The 16729-nt window shown below is 66.8% G+C and carries 13 protein-coding genes; 7 read left to right on the plus strand and 6 right to left on the minus strand.

The annotated features are described in order from the left end of the window. Window positions 1–4 precede the first annotated feature (4 nt). Window positions 5–850 carry a transporter substrate-binding domain-containing protein gene (locus WFK98_RS24285; RefSeq protein ID WP_266337190.1) on the minus strand — a complete coding sequence of 282 codons (846 nt, stop codon included), beginning with the start codon at window positions 848–850 and terminating at the stop codon, window positions 5–7. A gap of 252 nt (window positions 851–1102) precedes the next feature. Continuing rightward, window positions 1103–2464 carry an aspartate aminotransferase family protein gene (locus tag WFK98_RS24290; protein WP_336802085.1) on the minus strand — a complete coding sequence of 454 codons (1362 nt, stop codon included), beginning with the start codon at window positions 2462–2464 and terminating at the stop codon, window positions 1103–1105. A gap of 128 nt (window positions 2465–2592) precedes the next feature. On the opposite strand from WFK98_RS24290, the gene WFK98_RS24295 reads away from it, so the two are divergent. The 6 genes from WFK98_RS24295 to WFK98_RS24320 all read left to right on the plus strand — a co-directional run bounded on the left by WFK98_RS24295 (window position 2593) and on the right by WFK98_RS24320 (window position 9356). Beyond that, the gene (locus WFK98_RS24295) at window positions 2593–3390 is read left to right on the plus strand and encodes an IclR family transcriptional regulator (protein ID WP_336802086.1); all 798 of its coding nucleotides are present in this window, start codon (window positions 2593–2595) and stop codon (window positions 3388–3390) included. Between the two features lie 255 nt (window positions 3391–3645). Next, window positions 3646–4101 (plus strand): RbsD/FucU family protein, encoded by a 456-nt coding sequence (locus WFK98_RS24300; protein ID WP_266337187.1) that lies wholly within the window; start codon window positions 3646–3648, stop codon window positions 4099–4101. Window positions 4102–4114: 13 nt separating this feature from the next. After that, window positions 4115–5053 carry a ribokinase gene (gene rbsK / locus WFK98_RS24305; protein ID WP_336802087.1) on the plus strand — a complete coding sequence of 313 codons (939 nt, stop codon included), beginning with the start codon at window positions 4115–4117 and terminating at the stop codon, window positions 5051–5053. A gap of 384 nt (window positions 5054–5437) precedes the next feature. Further along, the gene (locus tag WFK98_RS24310) at window positions 5438–7114 is read left to right on the plus strand and encodes a sugar ABC transporter substrate-binding protein (RefSeq protein ID WP_266337185.1); all 1677 of its coding nucleotides are present in this window, start codon (window positions 5438–5440) and stop codon (window positions 7112–7114) included. Between the two features lie 159 nt (window positions 7115–7273). Then, complete coding sequence (locus tag WFK98_RS24315; protein WP_336802088.1) at window positions 7274–8389, plus strand: carbohydrate ABC transporter permease; 1116 nt, start codon at window positions 7274–7276, stop codon at window positions 8387–8389. Between the two features lie 25 nt (window positions 8390–8414). After that, complete coding sequence (locus tag WFK98_RS24320; RefSeq protein WP_266337183.1) at window positions 8415–9356, plus strand: carbohydrate ABC transporter permease; 942 nt, start codon at window positions 8415–8417, stop codon at window positions 9354–9356. Between the two features lie 166 nt (window positions 9357–9522). Here the strand turns inward: WFK98_RS24320 and ligD are convergent, their stop codons facing one another. Next, the gene (gene ligD, locus WFK98_RS24325; RefSeq protein WP_336802089.1) at window positions 9523–12150 is read right to left on the minus strand and encodes a DNA ligase D; all 2628 of its coding nucleotides are present in this window, start codon (window positions 12148–12150) and stop codon (window positions 9523–9525) included. 1 nt (window position 12151) lies between these two features. Beyond that, window positions 12152–13045: a non-homologous end joining protein Ku gene (ku, locus tag WFK98_RS24330; protein ID WP_336802090.1), complete on the minus strand. Its 894-nt coding sequence runs from the start codon at window positions 13043–13045 to the stop codon at window positions 12152–12154. A gap of 213 nt (window positions 13046–13258) precedes the next feature. On the opposite strand from ku, the gene WFK98_RS24335 reads away from it, so the two are divergent. Then, window positions 13259–14017: a hydroxypyruvate isomerase family protein gene (locus WFK98_RS24335; RefSeq protein ID WP_336802091.1), complete on the plus strand. Its 759-nt coding sequence runs from the start codon at window positions 13259–13261 to the stop codon at window positions 14015–14017. 54 nt (window positions 14018–14071) lie between these two features. On the opposite strand, the gene WFK98_RS24340 is transcribed toward WFK98_RS24335, so the two are convergent. Continuing rightward, window positions 14072–16333, minus strand: coding sequence for a N,N-dimethylformamidase beta subunit family domain-containing protein (locus WFK98_RS24340; RefSeq protein ID WP_336802092.1), 2262 nt, complete (start codon window positions 16331–16333; stop codon window positions 14072–14074). A 70-nt stretch (window positions 16334–16403) separates the two neighbouring features. Further along, complete coding sequence (locus tag WFK98_RS24345; protein WP_266337178.1) at window positions 16404–16724, minus strand: hypothetical protein; 321 nt, start codon at window positions 16722–16724, stop codon at window positions 16404–16406. Between the last annotated feature and the right edge of the window lie 5 nt (window positions 16725–16729).

Consider the following 16729-nt stretch of genomic DNA (forward strand, 5'->3'; position numbering starts at 1 on the left):
GGACTTAGCGGAATTCAGCCGGGAAACCGATCGTCGGCGCGGGCGGCGACACGCCGAACCAGCGCTCGAACGCCGCCTTGTATGTCGGGAACGTCGTGCCGGTCATCGACTCGCGCAGCGCGATGTTGACGAAGTTCAGCCAGTCCGGATCGCCCTGCTTGACGATGCAGGAATAGGTCTGCGGGTTCCAGCTGAAGCCCGAGTCGACGTAGCGGCCCTCGTTCTGCTTCATATAGTAGGCGAGCGACGAGGTGTCGGTGGCGGCAGCATCGGCGCGACCGGAATTCAGCGCCTGGTACATGAGATCGACGCTCTCGAACTGGTCGACCTTCGCTTCCGGCAGGGCGGCGTGGACCATGTCCTCGGCGAACACGTTCTGCAGCACGGAGACGGTCACCGCGTTGCCGGCGGCCTTCAGCGCCGCATAATCCGGATATTTGCCGCCCGAAACCATCATCAGGCTGACGCCCTCGCGATAGTAGGGAACGGTGAAGGCGACCTGCTGGGCGCGGGCGGCCGTCACGGTGATGAACTGGCACGAGATGTCGACCTTGTCGGTGACGATGTTCGGGATGCGGGCATCCGACGCCTGGTTGACGAACTCGATCTTGGTGTCGTCGTCGAACAGGCCCTTGGCGATGATCTTGGCGATGTCGATGTCAAAGCCGACCAATTCGCCGTTCTCGTCGCGGAAATGCCACGGCGGATTGGTGCTGCCGGTGCCAACCACCAGCTTGCCACGGCTCAGGACTTCCTGGAGCTTGCCGGCGGCCTGCGCCGCCTGGGTGAAGGCCAGAGCCACAGAAACGGCGCCCAGTCCGGCGACAACCTTCCATGCAGAAGAACGCATCTACTTCCCCTCTTTGAGGTGGCGCGGCCAATCCACGGATTTTCCCGGCCGCACCACGTTGGAACAAAGCCGGGCGGCGGATTGCGCTCCGCCTGCCCGGAAGGCCTCAGGATTCCGCGGTGCGAGACCGGTAGATTCCGGCTTCTCCGCCCCGCGGATCCTATGGTGTGGAACACAGCGTCCCTTGCGGGCCGATGCAAAGCAATGGCGCCGCGTTTCGCCTGGTGGAATTTTCGGAACGCCCCCAGCGGCTTAGAGAATGCCCCTTCCCTTGAGCTCGCCGACGGCGCCCTCGACGGCGGCAAGCGTCGCGTCCACGACCGACTCATCATGCGTGACCGACATGAACCAGGCGCCGCGTTCCAGCGCGCGGACGCCGCGCTGCAAGAGGGCGGTGGTGAAGGCGACATAGGCCTTCTTGTCGGAGCGGGCGAGATCGCGATAGTCCTTCGCCGGCGCGTCGAGGCCGAAGGCGACATGGAAGATCTGCGGATAGCCGGTAACGACCGCCTTGACGCCGGCCCTGGCGAAGACGGCGCGCATGCCCTCCATCAGGCGCGTGCCGTTGCGGTCGATGGTGGCGTAGAGCTCCGGCGTCAGCGACTTCAGCGAGGCGACGGTGGCGGCCATCGACAGCGGCTGCGAATTATAGGTGCCGCCATGCACGACGCCGCCCGTCACGAACATGTCGAGCAGGTCGGCCCGGCCGGCGATCGCAGCGACCGGGAAGCCGTTGGCGATTGCCTTGCCGAAGGTGGCGAGGTCCGGCGTGACGCCGAAATGCGCCTGCGCGCCGCCGGCGCCGAGGCGGAAGCCGGTGATCACCTCGTCGAAGATCAGGATGGTGCCGGCCCTGGTGCAGGCCTCGCGCACGCCTTCCAGATAGCCGGGGGCCGGATGGATGGCGCCCGCGTTGCACATGGTCGCTTCCATGATGACGCCGGCGACATCGCCCTTGGCGAGCCGTTGCTGCAGCAGCTCGAGATTGTTCCAGGGCAGGACCTCGAGACCGGCGATCGACTGCGGCAGCTGGCCCTTGCTGCCGGCGAAGGGCACCGGCTTGTCGGCCGGGCCGGCGGCGTCGAGCGGCGGCGCCGTCGACCACAGCACGTTGTCGAACCAGCCATGGTAATGGCCTTCGAACTTGATGATCACCTCGCGGCCGGTGGCGGCGCGGGCGAGCCGCAGCGCGGCCTGGTCGGCCTCGGAGCCCGACGAGGCAAAGCGCATGCGCTCGGCGCAGGGAACCAGCTCGCAGACCAGGCGGGCGGCCTCGGCCTCGACCGGCGACTGGCCGCCGAACAGGATGCCGTGCTTCATCTGCTCGGTGACGGCGTCGGTCAGCGCCTGCGGATTGTGGCCGAGGATCATCGGCCCCATGCCGAGGTAGTAGTCGATCAGCCGGTTGCCATCGACATCGAACAGGTAAGGACCTTCCGCCTTCTCGAAGACGAGCGGCGTCGGCGAGATGTTCATACGGAAATTGCTGTTGACGCCGCCGGCGATCCACTGCGAATTGCGGCGGATTTCCTCGACCGAACGCTCGAAACGCAACGGCGCCGAGGCCTCGGCGGTCGCGGTGGCAGTACTGGCCGCCTGGTTGTGGATGGTCAACGCTAGCTCCTCTGCTTGGTATCGCAGCACCAAGCCAGAAGCCCCGTTTCATGTAAACGAGCGCTTGTTTCGCGGGGCGGAAAAAAGCTAGCTTCCGGCCGACGCAAGCGAGGACGGAGGGGCAGGCCATGAGCATGGAACAGGACGACCGCTACATTGTCGGCCCGGTCCTGAAGGCGCTGAAGGTGCTCGACGCCATCGCCCAGAAGGGTCACCCGGCCTCGCTGACGACGATCGCCAGCGAGCTGGGCCTGCCGAAGACCAGCGTGTTCCGCTACCTGCGCACGCTGAGCGCCGCCGGCTTCCTGACCTATGACGCCAATCGCGACCGCTACAGCGTCGGCATCCGCTTCCGGGCCCTCGCCACCGCCGACAAGAGCATCCAGCGGCTGCGCGAATGCGCGCTGCCGGCGCTGACAGAGATCAACCGCGAGTTCAACGAGACGACCAATCTCGCGGTGCTGGCCGACAACCACGTCGTCTATATCGACATCATCGAATCGACGCGGGCGCTGCGCATGCAGGCGCGGATCGGCAGCCGCGATCCGGTCCATTCGACGGCGCTCGGCAAGGCGATCCTGGCGCAACTGCCACTGGACGAGCGGACGCAGCTTCTCTCCGACGCGCTGCCGCAGCGCACGCTCCGGACCATCACCCAGCTGAAGACGATCGAGAAGCAGTTGGTCGAGGCGGCGGCGACCGGCGTCGCCATCGAGATCGGCGAAAACGAGGAAGGCACGATGTGCATGGGCGTCGCCATCCTCGACGAGAGCGGCTACCCCGTCGCGGCGATCAGCATCTCGGCGCCGGAGCGGCGCGTGACGGCGGAGATCCGCCCGCGCCTGATCGAGCGGCTGAAAGAGGCGACCGCGGAGATCTCGCAGAAGCTCGCCTCGTCGCCCTGGCAGCGTCTCGCCGGCGACTGAGGGCAAGCGACCGCGCCCCGGAAGGTCGCGCCGACAGCCGGCGCACCTTTGTGGCCCGTTCCAAGACCTGCGCTCGAACGTGCTGCGAAGCCACGGAAGCTGCCGATTTTTTTGTGTTTCGGGGCCCTGAGTCGGTCCCGAAATGGCGCTCGCCCCATTCCCGCCACCGCCAATGTCACGCTAGACTGCCGGGACGATCGGAGAGACGGCCGGAGGAGGATCCGCAGCAGCGGACGGCCGTGCAGGAGGAACTTGATGCTGAAATCGATCAACCCGCTTCTGAACGCGGACGTGCTCTATGCCCTGAGGGCGATGGGACATGGCGACGACCTCGTCATCTGCGACACCAACTTCCCGGCCGATGCCGTGGCGCGCGAGACCGTGCTGGGCGAATTGCTGCGCATCGACAATGTCTCGGCCGCCGAGGCGGCCCGCGCCATCCTTTCCGTGCTGCCGCTCGACAGCTTCGTCGAGCAGCCGGCGCTACGGATGGAGATCGTCGGCAGCCCCGACCAGCTTCCCGACGTGCAGAAGGAAGTGCAGGCCGAGATCGACGCCGCCGAAGGCCGCTCCTGGCCGATGGGCTCGATCGAGCGCTTCGATTTCTACGAGCGCGCCCGCAACGCCTATTGCGTCATCCAGACTGGAGAGCGCCGGTTCTATGGCTGCTTCATCCTGAAAAAGGGCGTCATTCCGCCCGACGCTCGCTGAGCGGAGGCAGGACATGGCGGATACGAGGCGCGGCGTCGCCATTCTCGGTATCTTCGTGGCGGACCTCGCCTTTCGCGCCGGCCGGATGCCCGGCATCGGCGAGACGATCGCCGGTGCCGGCTTCAAGATGGGCCCGGGCGGCAAGGGCTCCAACCAGGCCGTCGCGGCGGCCCGGGCCGGGACGCCCGTCACCTTCCTGTCCAAGATCGGCAAGGACGCCTTTGGCGCCATCGCGCTCGACACCTGGCGGGCAGAAGGCATCACGGCTGAAGTCACCCAGATGGAGGAACAGCCGACCGGCGCCGCCTTCATCTATGTGAACGAGACGTCCGGCGAAAACGCCATCATCGTCGTGCCGGGCGCTGCCGCGACCATCAGCGCCGAGGATGTCGAGGCGTCGGCGGATACGATCCGCTCGGCCGCCGTCTTCATCACCCAGCTCGAACAGCCGGTTCCCGCCGCGCGGCGCGGACTGGAAATCGCGCGGGCGGCGGGGGTGACGACCATCTTCAACCCGGCGCCGGCAGAAGAGTTCGACGACGCGATCTACGCGCTCTGCGACTATGTCACACCCAACGAGAGCGAGGCGGCGCTGCTGACCGGCATCGCCGTCACCGACCTCGCCAGCGCCCGCAAGGCCGGCGACGCGCTGCTCGCCAAGGGCGTCGGCACGGCGCTGATCACGCTCGGCGAGGCCGGCGTGCTGCTGCACGGCCGCGACGCGTCCATCCACATCCCGGCGGTCAATGCCGGCCCCGTGGTCGAGACGGCCGGCGCCGGCGACGCGTTCAACGGCGGCTTCGCGGCGGCGCTGGCGCGCGGGGCCGACCCGGTCGAGGCGGCCCGCTTCGGCTGCGCCGTCGCCGGCATCTCGGTGACGCGGCCGGGCACGGCGCCGTCCATGCCGTCGCGGGCGGAGGCGGAGGCCCTGCTCGAGGCGACCGGCGCCTGACGACGAAAGTTCCGGTGCCGGCCTTGGCCGGCGCCGGGCCGAAACACTGCGGATCCGGGTCCGGACCATAAAATCATGGACCTAGATAGTCGATCTTCCGTGGCTTTAAGATTTTTCATCTGTGAAACATCAAATGCAGGGAAGAAAAACTTATCCGTTGACGGCGCCGGGAATTGTCGCTTTTGTTGTTGCACCGCAGACGGGCGCAGGGAGCAAGCGACCTCGGCGGAGAGGGGTTTGCACCGCGGAAAGCGGTGCGGAGGGAGTGGATACGCAATCGTTCGCGCATCCGGGTGCATGGGCGCGCTCGCCGGACGAACCGTCAGACGGTCCGGCGCCGGCAGCGGCTAGCACCGTAGCATCATTGAAATCGGGAGGATTTTCATGAAGACGCAGGATTACGATCGGTACCAGAAGTGGCAGACCAGCCGCCGCGGCCTGCTGAAGGGCGCCGCGGGTCTCGGCGCGCTCGCCGCCACCGGCGCGCTCGGCATGAGCGGTTCCAGCCTGTTCGCGACGCCGGCGATGGCGCAGGACGCCGATTTCCGCGCCAAGCTGCTGCAGATCCCGGGCGTCGGCGCCGGTTCGCCCACCGATGCCGACTGGCAGAAGGTCGGCGAGCTCGTGCTCGACGCCACCAAGAAGAACGTCAAGGAAGGCGAGTTCGCCGGCGTTGAGCTGACCTTCATGGGCCTCAACAACCAGAACCTGCACAACATGCTGTTCCGCGGCTTCCTGAAGCCGTGGGAGGCCTATACCGGCGCCAAGATCAACTGGATCGATCTCGCCCAGGCCGACTACAACGCCCGCCTGCAGCAGTCGATCGCCACCGGCACCGTCGACTTCGACGTGATCGAGATGGGCGCTCCCTTCGAGGGCGACGTCTGCGGCAAGGGCCTCGCTTCCGAGATGCCGGACTGGGTCAAGGCCCAGATCGACATGGACGACTATGTCGGCTACCTCAAGGCGCCGGTCGGCACCTGGAACGGCAAGACCTACCGCGTCTCGATCGACGGCGACTGCCATACCTTCAACCACCGCACCGACGTCTTCTCCGACGCCGACCTGGCCAAGGCCTGGAAGGACGAGGGCCACGAGGGCGAATGGGGCGTGCCGAAGACCTGGCAGCAGGTTCAGGCCGCCACCAAGTTCCTCAAGGGCAAGAAGATCAACGGCCAGGACGCCTATGGCTACCTGGATGCGCCGAAGGCCTGGGGCGGTTTCGGCTTCTACTTCCTCGGCAGCCGCGCCACCGCCTATGCCAAGCATCCCGACGACAAGGCCTGGCTGTTCGACGCCGACACGATGAAGCCGCGCGTCAACAATCCGGCCTGGGTGCGCGCCATCCAGGACGTGATCGACGCGCTGCCGTCGGAGCCGGCCGACCAGATCAACGCCGACCCGAACACCACCGCCTTCCAGCAGTTCCTGGGCGGCACCGGTTCGATGGTCTCCTGGTGGGGCGACGTCGGCTCCAACGCCAAGACCAGCGACACCTCGGTCGTCGGCGACGTCACCGGCTTCTCGATCCTGCCGGGCTCGGACGACGTCTACAACGCCAAGACCGGTCAGTGGGACAAGCTCGCCTCCGGCCCGAACTACGCGCCGAACATGGCCTTCCTCGGCTGGGGCGTCTACGTGATGTCGCGTGTCGACGCTGACGAGAAGAAGAAGAAGGCGGCCTGGTCCGCCGCCGCCCATCTCGGCGGCAAGGACATCGCGCTCTGGATGTCGGCCTACCCGTCGGGCTTCCAGCCCTACCGGAACAGCCAGTTCAACATCCCGGAGTGGGTCGCCGCCGGCTACGACGAGGCGTTCATCACCGCATACCTGAACGCCAACAAGGACAGCTACAACCACCCGAACGCGGCGATCGAGCCGCGCATCCCGGGCATCTTCCAGTACTACTCGATCGCCGAGGACGAACTGGCCAAGACCTTCGCCGGCCAGAACACCGCCCAGGAAGGCGCCGACAAGATCGCCGCCGCCTGGGAGAAGCTGACCGACCAGATCGGCCGCGAGAAGCAGATCGAACTCTACAAGGCCTCGCTCGGCCTCTGAGCCAATGGAACCCGGCCAGTCTTCGGGCTGGCCGGTCCTGCCCGGGCCTTCGCATCGAGGGCCTGGCCTGTGGATCCTTCAGGGCTGGCGGCGCACGCGTCGCCAGCCGGTTTATTTCTATGAGCGTCGTCGCGACGCTCCTTGACGAAGCGGACAACAATGCAGACGTCGACAGTGGCCGCGCCGCAGGATCTCGTTGCTGCGCATGACATTCCCGAGGGACGCCGCACGGCCGGAAAATGGCTGATCACGCTGGCGACGATCGCGCTTGGCGCCATCGCCCTCTACCAAGGCCTCTATGCCGCCGGCCAGACGGAATCCGGTTTCGCCAACTGGCGGCCGGTCCTCTACGCCTATCTCGCCTGGGGCGTGGCGCTCGGCGTCGGCCAGGTGATGATCCGCGGCGAAGGGGGAAAGCGCGCCCTGTTCGTGCTGCCGGCGATCCTGTTCACGGTCGCGGTGGTGATCTTCCCGACCGTCGCCGGTCTCTACATCGCCTTCACCGACTGGAACCTCGCCTCGTTCGAGGGCCGCTCGTTCAACGGCCTCGCCAATTTCTGGGCGCTGATGCATGACGGCTATTTCTGGAACGCGCTGCGCAACATGGGCTTTTACGTCCTCGCCGTGCTGGTCCAGTATGCGATCGCCTTCGGCCTCGCTTTGCTCCTCAACGCCGAAATCCGCGCGCGAAAGTTCTTCCGCGTCGCCTTCCTGATGCCGTTCATGCTGAGCCCGGTCGCCGTCGGCTGGATGGTCGGCAAGTCGCTGATGGAATACCGCTTCGGCCCGGCCGCGACGCTCGCCCGCCATCTCGGCTGGGAGAACCCGGCCTTCTTCGCCTCGCCCTGGATCGCCCGCTTCTCGATCATGGCGATGGACGCCTGGGTCTGGATTCCGTTCGTGATGATCCTCCTCCTCGCCGGCCTTCAGGCCCTGCCGAAGGAGATCCTCGAGGCGGCCAAGGTCGACGGCGCCAATGGCTGGCGCACCTTCTGGCAGATCATCTTCCCGCTGATGCTGCCGGTCTCGATCACCGCCGTCATCATCCGCATCATCTTCCAGCTGAAGCTCGCCGACATCGTCATCACCGTGACCTCCGGCGGCCCCGGCGGCTCGACCGACACGGTGTCGAGCTTCATCTTCCGCGAATATCGCGACCGTTCGAACGTCGGCTACGGCACCATGGTGGCCGAGTTCTACTTCATCCTGATCGCCATCTTCATCGCCCTGCTGCTCTGGGGTTCGAGCCGCTGGATGAAGCGGGTGACCGGATAGTGGCCAAGGGTGTGAAAGCATGAGCATGAAAGCACAAACCGCCATGGCCACCCGCTACCAGGCCTATCGCGAGCCGCCGAGCGAGTTCGCCAGCAACACCAAGCGCATCGCCGGCAAGGTGGCGATCTACGGCCTGCTGCTGCTGTGGACCTTCATCGCGCTGTTCCCGATCTACTGGACGATCACGACCTCCTTCAAGGTCGCCGTCGACGTCACCCAGGGCCATCTGATCCCCTTCGTCGACTACACGCCCGACTGGCGCGGCTGGCGCTCGATCGGCCTGTCGCCGGACACGATCTTCAACACCTCGACGGTGCGCGAGGAGTTCATGAAGCGCTTCATGAACTCGGCCATCATGTCGATCGGCGCCTCGCTGCTGGCCGTCATCCTCGGCTCGCTCGCCGCCTATGGCCTGGTCCGCTTCGACTACAAGTTCGCGATCTGGCGCAACCGCGACATCTCGTTCTTCTTCCTGTCGCAGCTGATCCTGCCGCCGGTCGTGCTCGCCATGCCGTTCCTCGTTCTCTACAAGGAGCTGGCGCTGCTCGACACCCGCATCGGCCTGATCGTCGTCTATACGCTAATGGTGCTGCCGATCGTGATCTGGATCATGCGCGACCAGTTCCGCGGCATCCCGGTCGAACTCGAGCAGGCGGCGCTGGTCGACGGCTGCTCGACCTGGGGCGCGTTCCTGCGCATCGTGCTGCCGATCTCGCTGCCCGGCATGGTCGCCGCCTTCATCCTGTCGGTGGTGCTTTGCTGGAACGAGTATTTCTTCGCGGCGCTTTTGACCTCGACCAACGCCAATACGCTGCCCGTGATGGTGGCGAGCCAGACCGGCTCGCAGGGCATCAACTGGTGGTCGATGGCGGCGCTCTCGACGGCGGCGATCGCCCCGCTCGCCATCGTCGGCATCTTCCTCGAGCGCTACATCGTCAAGGGCCTCACCGCCGGCGCGGTGAAGTAAGCCTTCAAGCAGCCTCTCACCCAACCCTCTCCCGCCCGCGGGAGAGGGCTTTTTTTTTGCCTTGCCCCTCATCAACAGCGCGTCCGTATACGCACCTGGTCCCCTCTCCCGCGGGCGGGAGAGGGTTAGGGTGAGAGTCTTTCTGCCATGAGCCAGGCGACCGGCGTTACTTGCCGCCGCCCTTCTTCTTCGCCGCCGCGCCAAGTTCCAGCGGCTTCGCCGCCGTGCGGAAATCGGCCCAGGGGTCCGACCCGAGCGAGGCGAGCCGGGTCGGCAGGTTGAGCACGGTGAAATAGGCCGGGCCGATCGCCGGGCTCAGTTCCTCCCAGGCAAGCGGCGCCGAGACGGGCGCGCCGGCGCGGGCCCGCGTCGAATAGGGCGCCACCGCCGTCTGGCCGCGCTGGTTGCGCAGATAGTCGATCAGGATCTTGCCCGGCCGCTTCGCCTTGGTGATCGTCGCGACATAGTGGTCGGGACTGTCGGAAGCCATCGCGTCGGCGAGCCCCTTGGTGAAGGCCTTGATCTCCGGCCATTCCGCCTTCGGCTTCAGCGGCGCCACCACGTGCAGCCCCTTGCCGCCGGATGTCTTGACGAAGGCGGCGAGCCCGGCATCGGCGAGCCGCTGCCGCACCTCCTGCGCCGCCTCGATCACCCGCTCCCAGCCGACGCCCTCGCCCGGGTCGAGGTCCATGATGATCATGTCCGGCTTTTCCCAGGCGTCGACGGTCGAGCCCCAGGGGTGGATTTCCAGCACCGCCGATTGCACCAGCGCGATCAGCCCGTCGAGGGTCTCGATGCTGATCAACTGCTCGACCGCCTTCGTCGCGGGATCGTCGACCAGCACGATCGCCTCGTTCAGCCCCTTCCAGGCATTCTTCTGGAAGAACTGCTCGCCGGTGATGCCGCTCGGGCAGCGCAGCAGCGACAGCGGCCGGTGGGTGATGAAGGGCGCGATGTGCGGCCAGACCTCGGCATAATAGTCGGCGAGACCCTGCTTGGTGACGCCGGCGTCCGGCCAGTAGACCCGGTCGGGGTGGGTAAGCTTGACGCTTGCGGGCGGAGGCTCGGCCGTCGCAGGCGTCTTCCTTGCCGGCTTCTTGTCCATATCAGCCCTCTCCCGGGTGATCTCGCCGGCCGGCTTGTCCTCGCGCAGTCCGCGGAACGACGCATGGCGGAGATGACCATCCGCCGTCCAGGCGCGGAACTCGACCTCGGCCACCAGTTCGGGCCGGACGAAGCGCACCTGCCGCCCCTCCTCCGCCGTCAGGGCGCGTCCGAACGGGCTGGCGGAAATCCGCATCCGTTCGAGCGTCTGGAACAGATCCTCCGCCACCCGGGCGGAAAAGCCGGTGCCGACGCGGCCGACGGGCTGCAACGCGCCATCCGCCTGCACGCCGAGCACCAGCGAACCGATGGCGCGGCGCGAGGTGGTGGACGGCACATAGCCGCCGATGACGAATTCCTGCCGCGCCGAACCCTTCACCTTGAGCCAGCTCTTGCCGCGACCGGAGCGATAGGGGGAATCCAGGACCTTCGAGACGATGCCCTCCAGCCCGAGCCGGCTCGCATGGCGAAACACCACCGCGCCGTCCTCCTCGAAATGCTGGCTCAGGCGGATGAGCGGCGCCGCCTGCGCCACGACCTGCGCCAGAAGCTGCTTGCGCTCGGAAAGCGGCAGCTCACGCAGGTCATAGCCATCGAGATAGAGGAGGTCGAAGGCGTAGAAGACGAACCGATCGGAACGCCCCTCGCTCAGATCGGCCTGCAGGGCGGAGAAGTCCGACGCGCCGTTCGCCGTCTCGACCACCAGTTCGCCATCGAGCAGCGCCGTGCCGATCGGGAGCGCCTGCAGGGCCGCGACGATCTCCTTGCCGAACTTCTTCGTCCAGTCGAGCCCCGTCCGGGTCAGGAGCTTGACGCGGCCGGCCGCGACATGCGCCTGCAGGCGGTAGCCGTCGAACTTGATCTCATGGATCCAGCGCCTTCCGGCCGGCGGGACATCGGCCGGCGACGCCAGCGCCGGCTCGACGAAAGCCGGCATCGCCGCCTTCTTCGCGCCCTTCAGCGTCGCGGGATCGGTCAGCGGTGGCGGGTGCGCCGCCTCGGCGACAGGCTCCGGTTTCGTCCTGGCGGCGGGCTTCGCCCGCTTCCTGTCGATCCTGCCGGTTCTCGACGACCAGCCGGGCGCCTCGTCCTCGACATCGGCGATGGCGCGGCCGGTCTTCACCGAATCCGGCATCTCGTCGAGAATATCCGGCGCGCCGGGCGGCCGGGCGGCGTCGTCCTCGGCCTTGATCAGCAGCCAGTTCTCGCGCTTCTCGCGCGGCCTTCCCTGCATCTTCACCAGATGCCAGCGGCCATGCAGCTTCTCGCCCTTCAGCTCGAATTCGAGATGGCCCTTGGCATAGCCCCGGTGTGGATCGCCGACCGGCACCCAGGTGCCACGATCCCAGAGAATGACCGTGCCGCCGCCATACTCGCCCTTGGGGATCGTGCCCTCGAAGCCGCCATACTCGAGCGGATGGTCCTCGACATGCACGGCGAGGCGCTTTTCGGCCGGGTCGAGGCTCGGCCCCCGAGTGACGGCCCAGCTCTTCAGGACTCCGTCCATCTCCAGGCGGAAATCGTAGTGCAGCCGCGTCGCGTCGTGCTTCTGGATGACGAAGCTCAGCGCGGGCGTCGCCGCCTTGGCGGTCCTGGACTTGTCGGGCGTCCCGGTTGCCTTGCGTCCGGCCGGTTCCGGCGTGACCTTGAAATCGCGCTTGCTGCGATAGGCCTCGAGCGGTGCGGCCATCTCAGCTCGCCTTGCGGTGCGGCACCGCCGCCTTGCCCCGTGCCGGCTTGCCAGACCGGGCGGTCACCGGCTTGGTCGAATCCGATTTGGCGGCCGGTTTAGCGACCTTGGCGGCAGGCTTCGCCACCCCGGCGCTCTCGCGCAGCGCCGCCATCAGATCGACCACCTTGGCGGCCTTGCGCGGCTGTGGCGCCACGAAGGTCCTGCCCTCGAGCTTGGCCTTCACAAGCTCGGCCAGCGCCGCCTCGTAGCGGTCCTGAAAGGCGGCGGGTTCGAAGGTTCCGCGCTTGGTGTCGATGATGTGCTTGGCGAGTTGCAGCATCTCGCCTTCGATCTTCAGCTTCGGTATCGGGTCGAAGGCCTCGCGCGCCGGGCGGATGGCGTAGTCGAAGCTGAGCGTCGTCGCGACCAGCCCTTCCGCGTCGGGCCGGATCAGCACGCTACGCATCTTCCGGAACAGCACCGCGCGGGCGATCGCCGCCGCGCCGCTCCCGCGCATACCGTCGCGGATCAGCACGAAAGCCTCCAGCGCCGCCCGGTCGCCGGGTGTCAGGTAGTAGGGCCGGTCGAAATAGACATCGTCAACGTCGTCCAGCCTGACGAAGGCCTCGACGTCGAGCGTCTTGTCGCTGTCCGGCTGCGCCGCGGCGATCTCCTCCGGGTCGATCTCGACATAGTCGCCCGGCGCGATCTCATAGCCCTTGATCTGGTCGTCGCTCTCGACCGGCTTGCCGCTCGCCTCGTCGACGAACTGCCGGCGGATGCGGTTTCCGGTGGCGCGGTTCAGCGTGTGGAAGGCGATGCGCTCCGAGGTCGAGGCGGCGGTGTGCAGCGCCACCGGGCAGATGATCTCGGAGACCTTGAGATAGCCCTTCCATACCGCCCTCGGAGCCATTTTCCGCACTCCCACGCCACACCGACACGATCGCGCCCGCGGCCGGGCGGGCACGAACGAGGAGTCCAACGACGGGAGCGCGATTCCGTTCCGCTACGGCAGCGATTTGCCCGGAGGGCGATTGAGCCGGCAGGACCGCGCGGCTATCGTCGGCGGCGTTCGAACCGGCAAGAGCCGGCCCGCCCTGCCCTCTCCATCCCGATTGACAGGTCCATGAAATATTCAGCCTGCCTCGAATGGCTCTTCAAAGCCGAAGCGCCCGATTTCGCCGACCGAATCCGTCTCGCCAGCCAGGCCGGCCTTGCCGCCGTCGAGTTCTGGCACTGGCGCAACAAGGATATCGACGCCATCGCCGCCGCGCTCGACGAAACCGGGATGAAGGTCGCCGGTTTCGTCGCCGAACCGATGGTGCCGCTCACGGACCCGGCCAAGCATGGCGAATTCCTCGAAGGCCTGAAGGCGTCGATCGATGTCGCGAGGCGGCTCGGCGCGCCCGTGCTGATCGTGCAGGCGGGCGCCGACCTGCCGGGCCGGACGCGCGCCGAACAGCGGGTGGCGCTGACGGAGGGACTTGCCCGTTCAGCCGAGATCCTCGCCGATTCCGGCGTGACGCTCGCGGTCGAGCCGCTCAACACGCTGGTCGACCATGTCGGCTATTTCCTGCCCTCGACCGTCGAAGGGCTCGACATCGTCGACGAGATCGGCCGGCCCGAAATCAAGATCCTCTACGACATCTACCATTCGGCCGTGATGTCGGAAGCAATCGCCGAGGTGCTCGCCGGCCGGATCGACCGGGTGGCGCATGTGCATCTCGCCGACACGCCGGGCCGGCACGAGCCGGGCACCGGCAAGCTCGACTGGCAGGCCCGCGTCGCCTGGCTTGAAGCGAACGGCTATCCGGGCCTCGTCGGCCTCGAATACAAGCCGACGACCGACACGCTCGCCAGCCTGAAGCAGGTGCTCGCCGGCTGAGCGGAATGCGGCGCGACGGCGGGGCAATATTCCGCCGCCGTCGCGCTGTGTCGCCTAGACGAACGGCGTCTCGTCGAGGAAGCGCTCCAACACGTTCCAGGTAATGCGCGAGACGTTGTTGTCATAGTCATTGTGCGAGAGCGAGCCGCACCAGGCGATCGACGAGGTGGCGAACAGCGCGCCGCCCGAGGGCGTCTCGCCGAAGGCGAGGTCGGCGTGGACGCGCTCGTTCTGGTCGCCGCCGAGATTGGGCGGCACCACGCCAAACTCCTCGTTCACCAGCATCATCATGGCGCTGTGGCCGTCCGACGAGGCGAGCCGCAGCATGTTGGGTGGACCGCCGAGATTGGGGGTGATGCAGTCGAGCTCGATGCCGGCCGCACCGCCGCCGACCAGGCCGAAATCGCCGATGATCTCGTCCGGAACGTCCTTGAAGATGAAGGCCGCGCGCGGATTGTCCGCGTCCGGCGCGCGCCGGTAGAAGGTCGAGATGTCGAAGCCCTGGGCGATGAAGCCGACGCCGGCCATGACGTTCGGCGCACGGCCGATGCGCCGCCAGAGGCCGCCGAACTCGCCATTGAACGACTGGTAATATTCGCCGGGCTCGGCCGCCCAGGTGCGGATGCCGTCCTCGGCGCGGCGGACCTCGATGACGCCCGGCTCTGTCTTGTGGAAGCCGATACGCCAGTACCAGCCATTGCCGCCCATATACATGAGCCGGCCGCCGCGATCGATCCATGCCTTCATGCCGTCCCACATCGCCGTCGAATGGTATTCGGGGTGGGTGCCGGTGATGACGATGCGATAATCGGCGAGGAGGTCGTAGCCCTCTTCGTGCAGGTCCTCGTCGGTGATCAGGTCGTAGTCGACGCCCTTGTGCTCGAGCCAGTCGAACAGGTGCGTGTCGGCATTGTACTGGTAGAGCGCCGAGCCGGGACCGCCGAGCCAGGAATGATAGCGCGGCGAGAAGTTGAGGTTCGGCCGGAGACGGCTCGAATAGCAGACGCCCGAGCCATCGGCATGGGTGTCGTAATGCGAGCCGCCGAGCTCGGGATGGTCATACATGTAGAGGTCGGTATGGCCGAAGGTGAGCAGCCGGCCCATCTGCCGTTCAGCTCCCCGCGCGGTAATGTGTTCGGCGTGGTTGCAATAGGACAGGTAGGACATGGTCGGCGCCAGCACGAGTACGGGCGGACGCTTGCCGCGCTTCGCCTTGTCGCGCGGTGGGCGGACGAAGAACGGAATATAGGCCTCGCGGGTCGCGGTCTCGTCGCTGTCGCCGGACCAGGCGTGCAGCGCATAGGCGCCGCTCCTCAGATCGTCCGGGATCGTCAGCGAGACCGAGGTCTCCCAGGCCGCGTCATAGACGTCATCATGGTGGAAATGCACCGCACCGTAATGCTCGGGCTTCCTCGGCCATGCCTGTTCCTCGCCGGTCCAGTTGTGGCCCTTCATGGCGCGGGCCGGCATCTGCATCAGCCGGCCATGGCGGCCGAACGGGCCGACATCGACGGCGGTGACGCTCTCGATCTCGCGTGAGAAATCCCAATGCGCGATGCGCGCGACCTCGACGTCGTGCGGCGCGGTGCCTGCGAGCAGGCCGTCATGATCGGCATGGGTGCGGATGCCGGAAAGCAGGATCGGCCCATCGATCTTGCCATCAAAATGATGGCCGACGGTGCCATCGGCCTCCGGCCGTCCGGCGAGCAGGAACGCTGTCGCCGGCGCCTGCACCGCGAGGCGGATGCGGCCACGATACTGGCCGTGGTCGCGGATCACCGCGAAGGGGATGAGCGGACGCTGGTCGAGCGTGACCTCGCCGCTGGCGGGATCGAAGGTGACGGCGATCTGGTACCACTGCCGCTCCAGCATCGGATGATCGACGCGGACCGTTTCCGTGCCGCCGGCGCCATCGCCGACCGTGAGCGACAACCGACCTTCATCGCCGATGCCGATCTGGAAGCCGGCCTGCGTCGCCGGGTCCCACTGCGCCGCGATCACCTGCTCGCCGCGCTTCGGCAGCGTCGGCCAGACGAAGCCGAGAAAGGAGAAGGTCCGCGAAGCAATCGCCGGCAGGTCGGATGCGATCATGTAGGAGCCGGCGTCGATGCGCTGCGGCTTGCCGGCGTGAACACCGTCGATCTCGGTCGGGATATGGGGAAACTTCAGGCCGGGGCCGGCGGGATTGCAGTCGCCATTGACGACGCGGACCAGCCGGGCCTCGAACGTGTCGCCCTCCTCGAGCGAAATCTTGAAAGCGATCTCCTCGCCCGGGGCGACGCTGTAACGGTCCGGATAGCCGACGATCTTGAGCATGGAATGAAGTCCAGATTGGCGCATGAAACGGGATCGCTGTGGCAGCGACCGGCTGTTCGAACGGGGAGGATCAGTCGCGCAGCGGCCGATTGATGCTTTCGCCTGTCAAAAGGCGCCAGCGGCGACGGAAGACTTCCCATTCCGCCTCTTCGATGTCGGTGAAGACGGGCCCGTCCTCGATCGCGATCGGCTCGCGCCGGTCGGCCGGCATCAGGCCGAGCACCCATTCCTGGAACGGGCGCTTGCAGACCAGCACCACCTGCCGGCCCGAAGGATCATGGCGCATGGTGTTGAGGAGGCGCTGCAGGCCGGGGCTGTGCGCCCCGATCGGCTTCTGCCGGAACTCCTCGATGTAGTGTCGATCAATCTCCGGATCGATCTTGTAGACCATGAAGC

This window comes from Kaistia sp. MMO-174, assembly GCF_037147815.1.
Classification (GTDB): Bacteria; Pseudomonadota; Alphaproteobacteria; order Rhizobiales; family Kaistiaceae; genus Kaistia; species Kaistia nematophila.

What these genes read in the sequence shown, in the direction of transcription:
- WFK98_RS24285 (WP_266337190.1), bottom strand. Translation starts at nt 850, where the DNA reads ATGCGTTCTTCTGCATGGAAGGTTGTCGCCGGACTGGGCGCCGTTTCT.
- WFK98_RS24295 (WP_336802086.1), top strand. Translation starts at nt 2,593, where the DNA reads ATGAGCATGGAACAGGACGACCGCTACATTGTCGGCCCGGTCCTGAAG.
- WFK98_RS24300 (WP_266337187.1), top strand. Translation starts at nt 3,646, where the DNA reads ATGCTGAAATCGATCAACCCGCTTCTGAACGCGGACGTGCTCTATGCC.
- rbsK (WP_336802087.1), top strand. Translation starts at nt 4,115, where the DNA reads ATGGCGGATACGAGGCGCGGCGTCGCCATTCTCGGTATCTTCGTGGCG.
- WFK98_RS24310 (WP_266337185.1), top strand. Translation starts at nt 5,438, where the DNA reads ATGAAGACGCAGGATTACGATCGGTACCAGAAGTGGCAGACCAGCCGC.
- WFK98_RS24315 (WP_336802088.1), top strand. Translation starts at nt 7,274, where the DNA reads ATGCAGACGTCGACAGTGGCCGCGCCGCAGGATCTCGTTGCTGCGCAT.
- WFK98_RS24320 (WP_266337183.1), top strand. Translation starts at nt 8,415, where the DNA reads ATGAAAGCACAAACCGCCATGGCCACCCGCTACCAGGCCTATCGCGAG.
- ligD (WP_336802089.1), bottom strand. Translation starts at nt 12,150, where the DNA reads ATGGCCGCACCGCTCGAGGCCTATCGCAGCAAGCGCGATTTCAAGGTC.
- ku (WP_336802090.1), bottom strand. Translation starts at nt 13,045, where the DNA reads ATGGCTCCGAGGGCGGTATGGAAGGGCTATCTCAAGGTCTCCGAGATC.
- WFK98_RS24335 (WP_336802091.1), top strand. Translation starts at nt 13,259, where the DNA reads ATGAAATATTCAGCCTGCCTCGAATGGCTCTTCAAAGCCGAAGCGCCC.
- WFK98_RS24340 (WP_336802092.1), bottom strand. Translation starts at nt 16,333, where the DNA reads ATGCTCAAGATCGTCGGCTATCCGGACCGTTACAGCGTCGCCCCGGGC.
- WFK98_RS24345 (WP_266337178.1), bottom strand. Translation starts at nt 16,724, where the DNA reads ATGGTCTACAAGATCGATCCGGAGATTGATCGACACTACATCGAGGAG.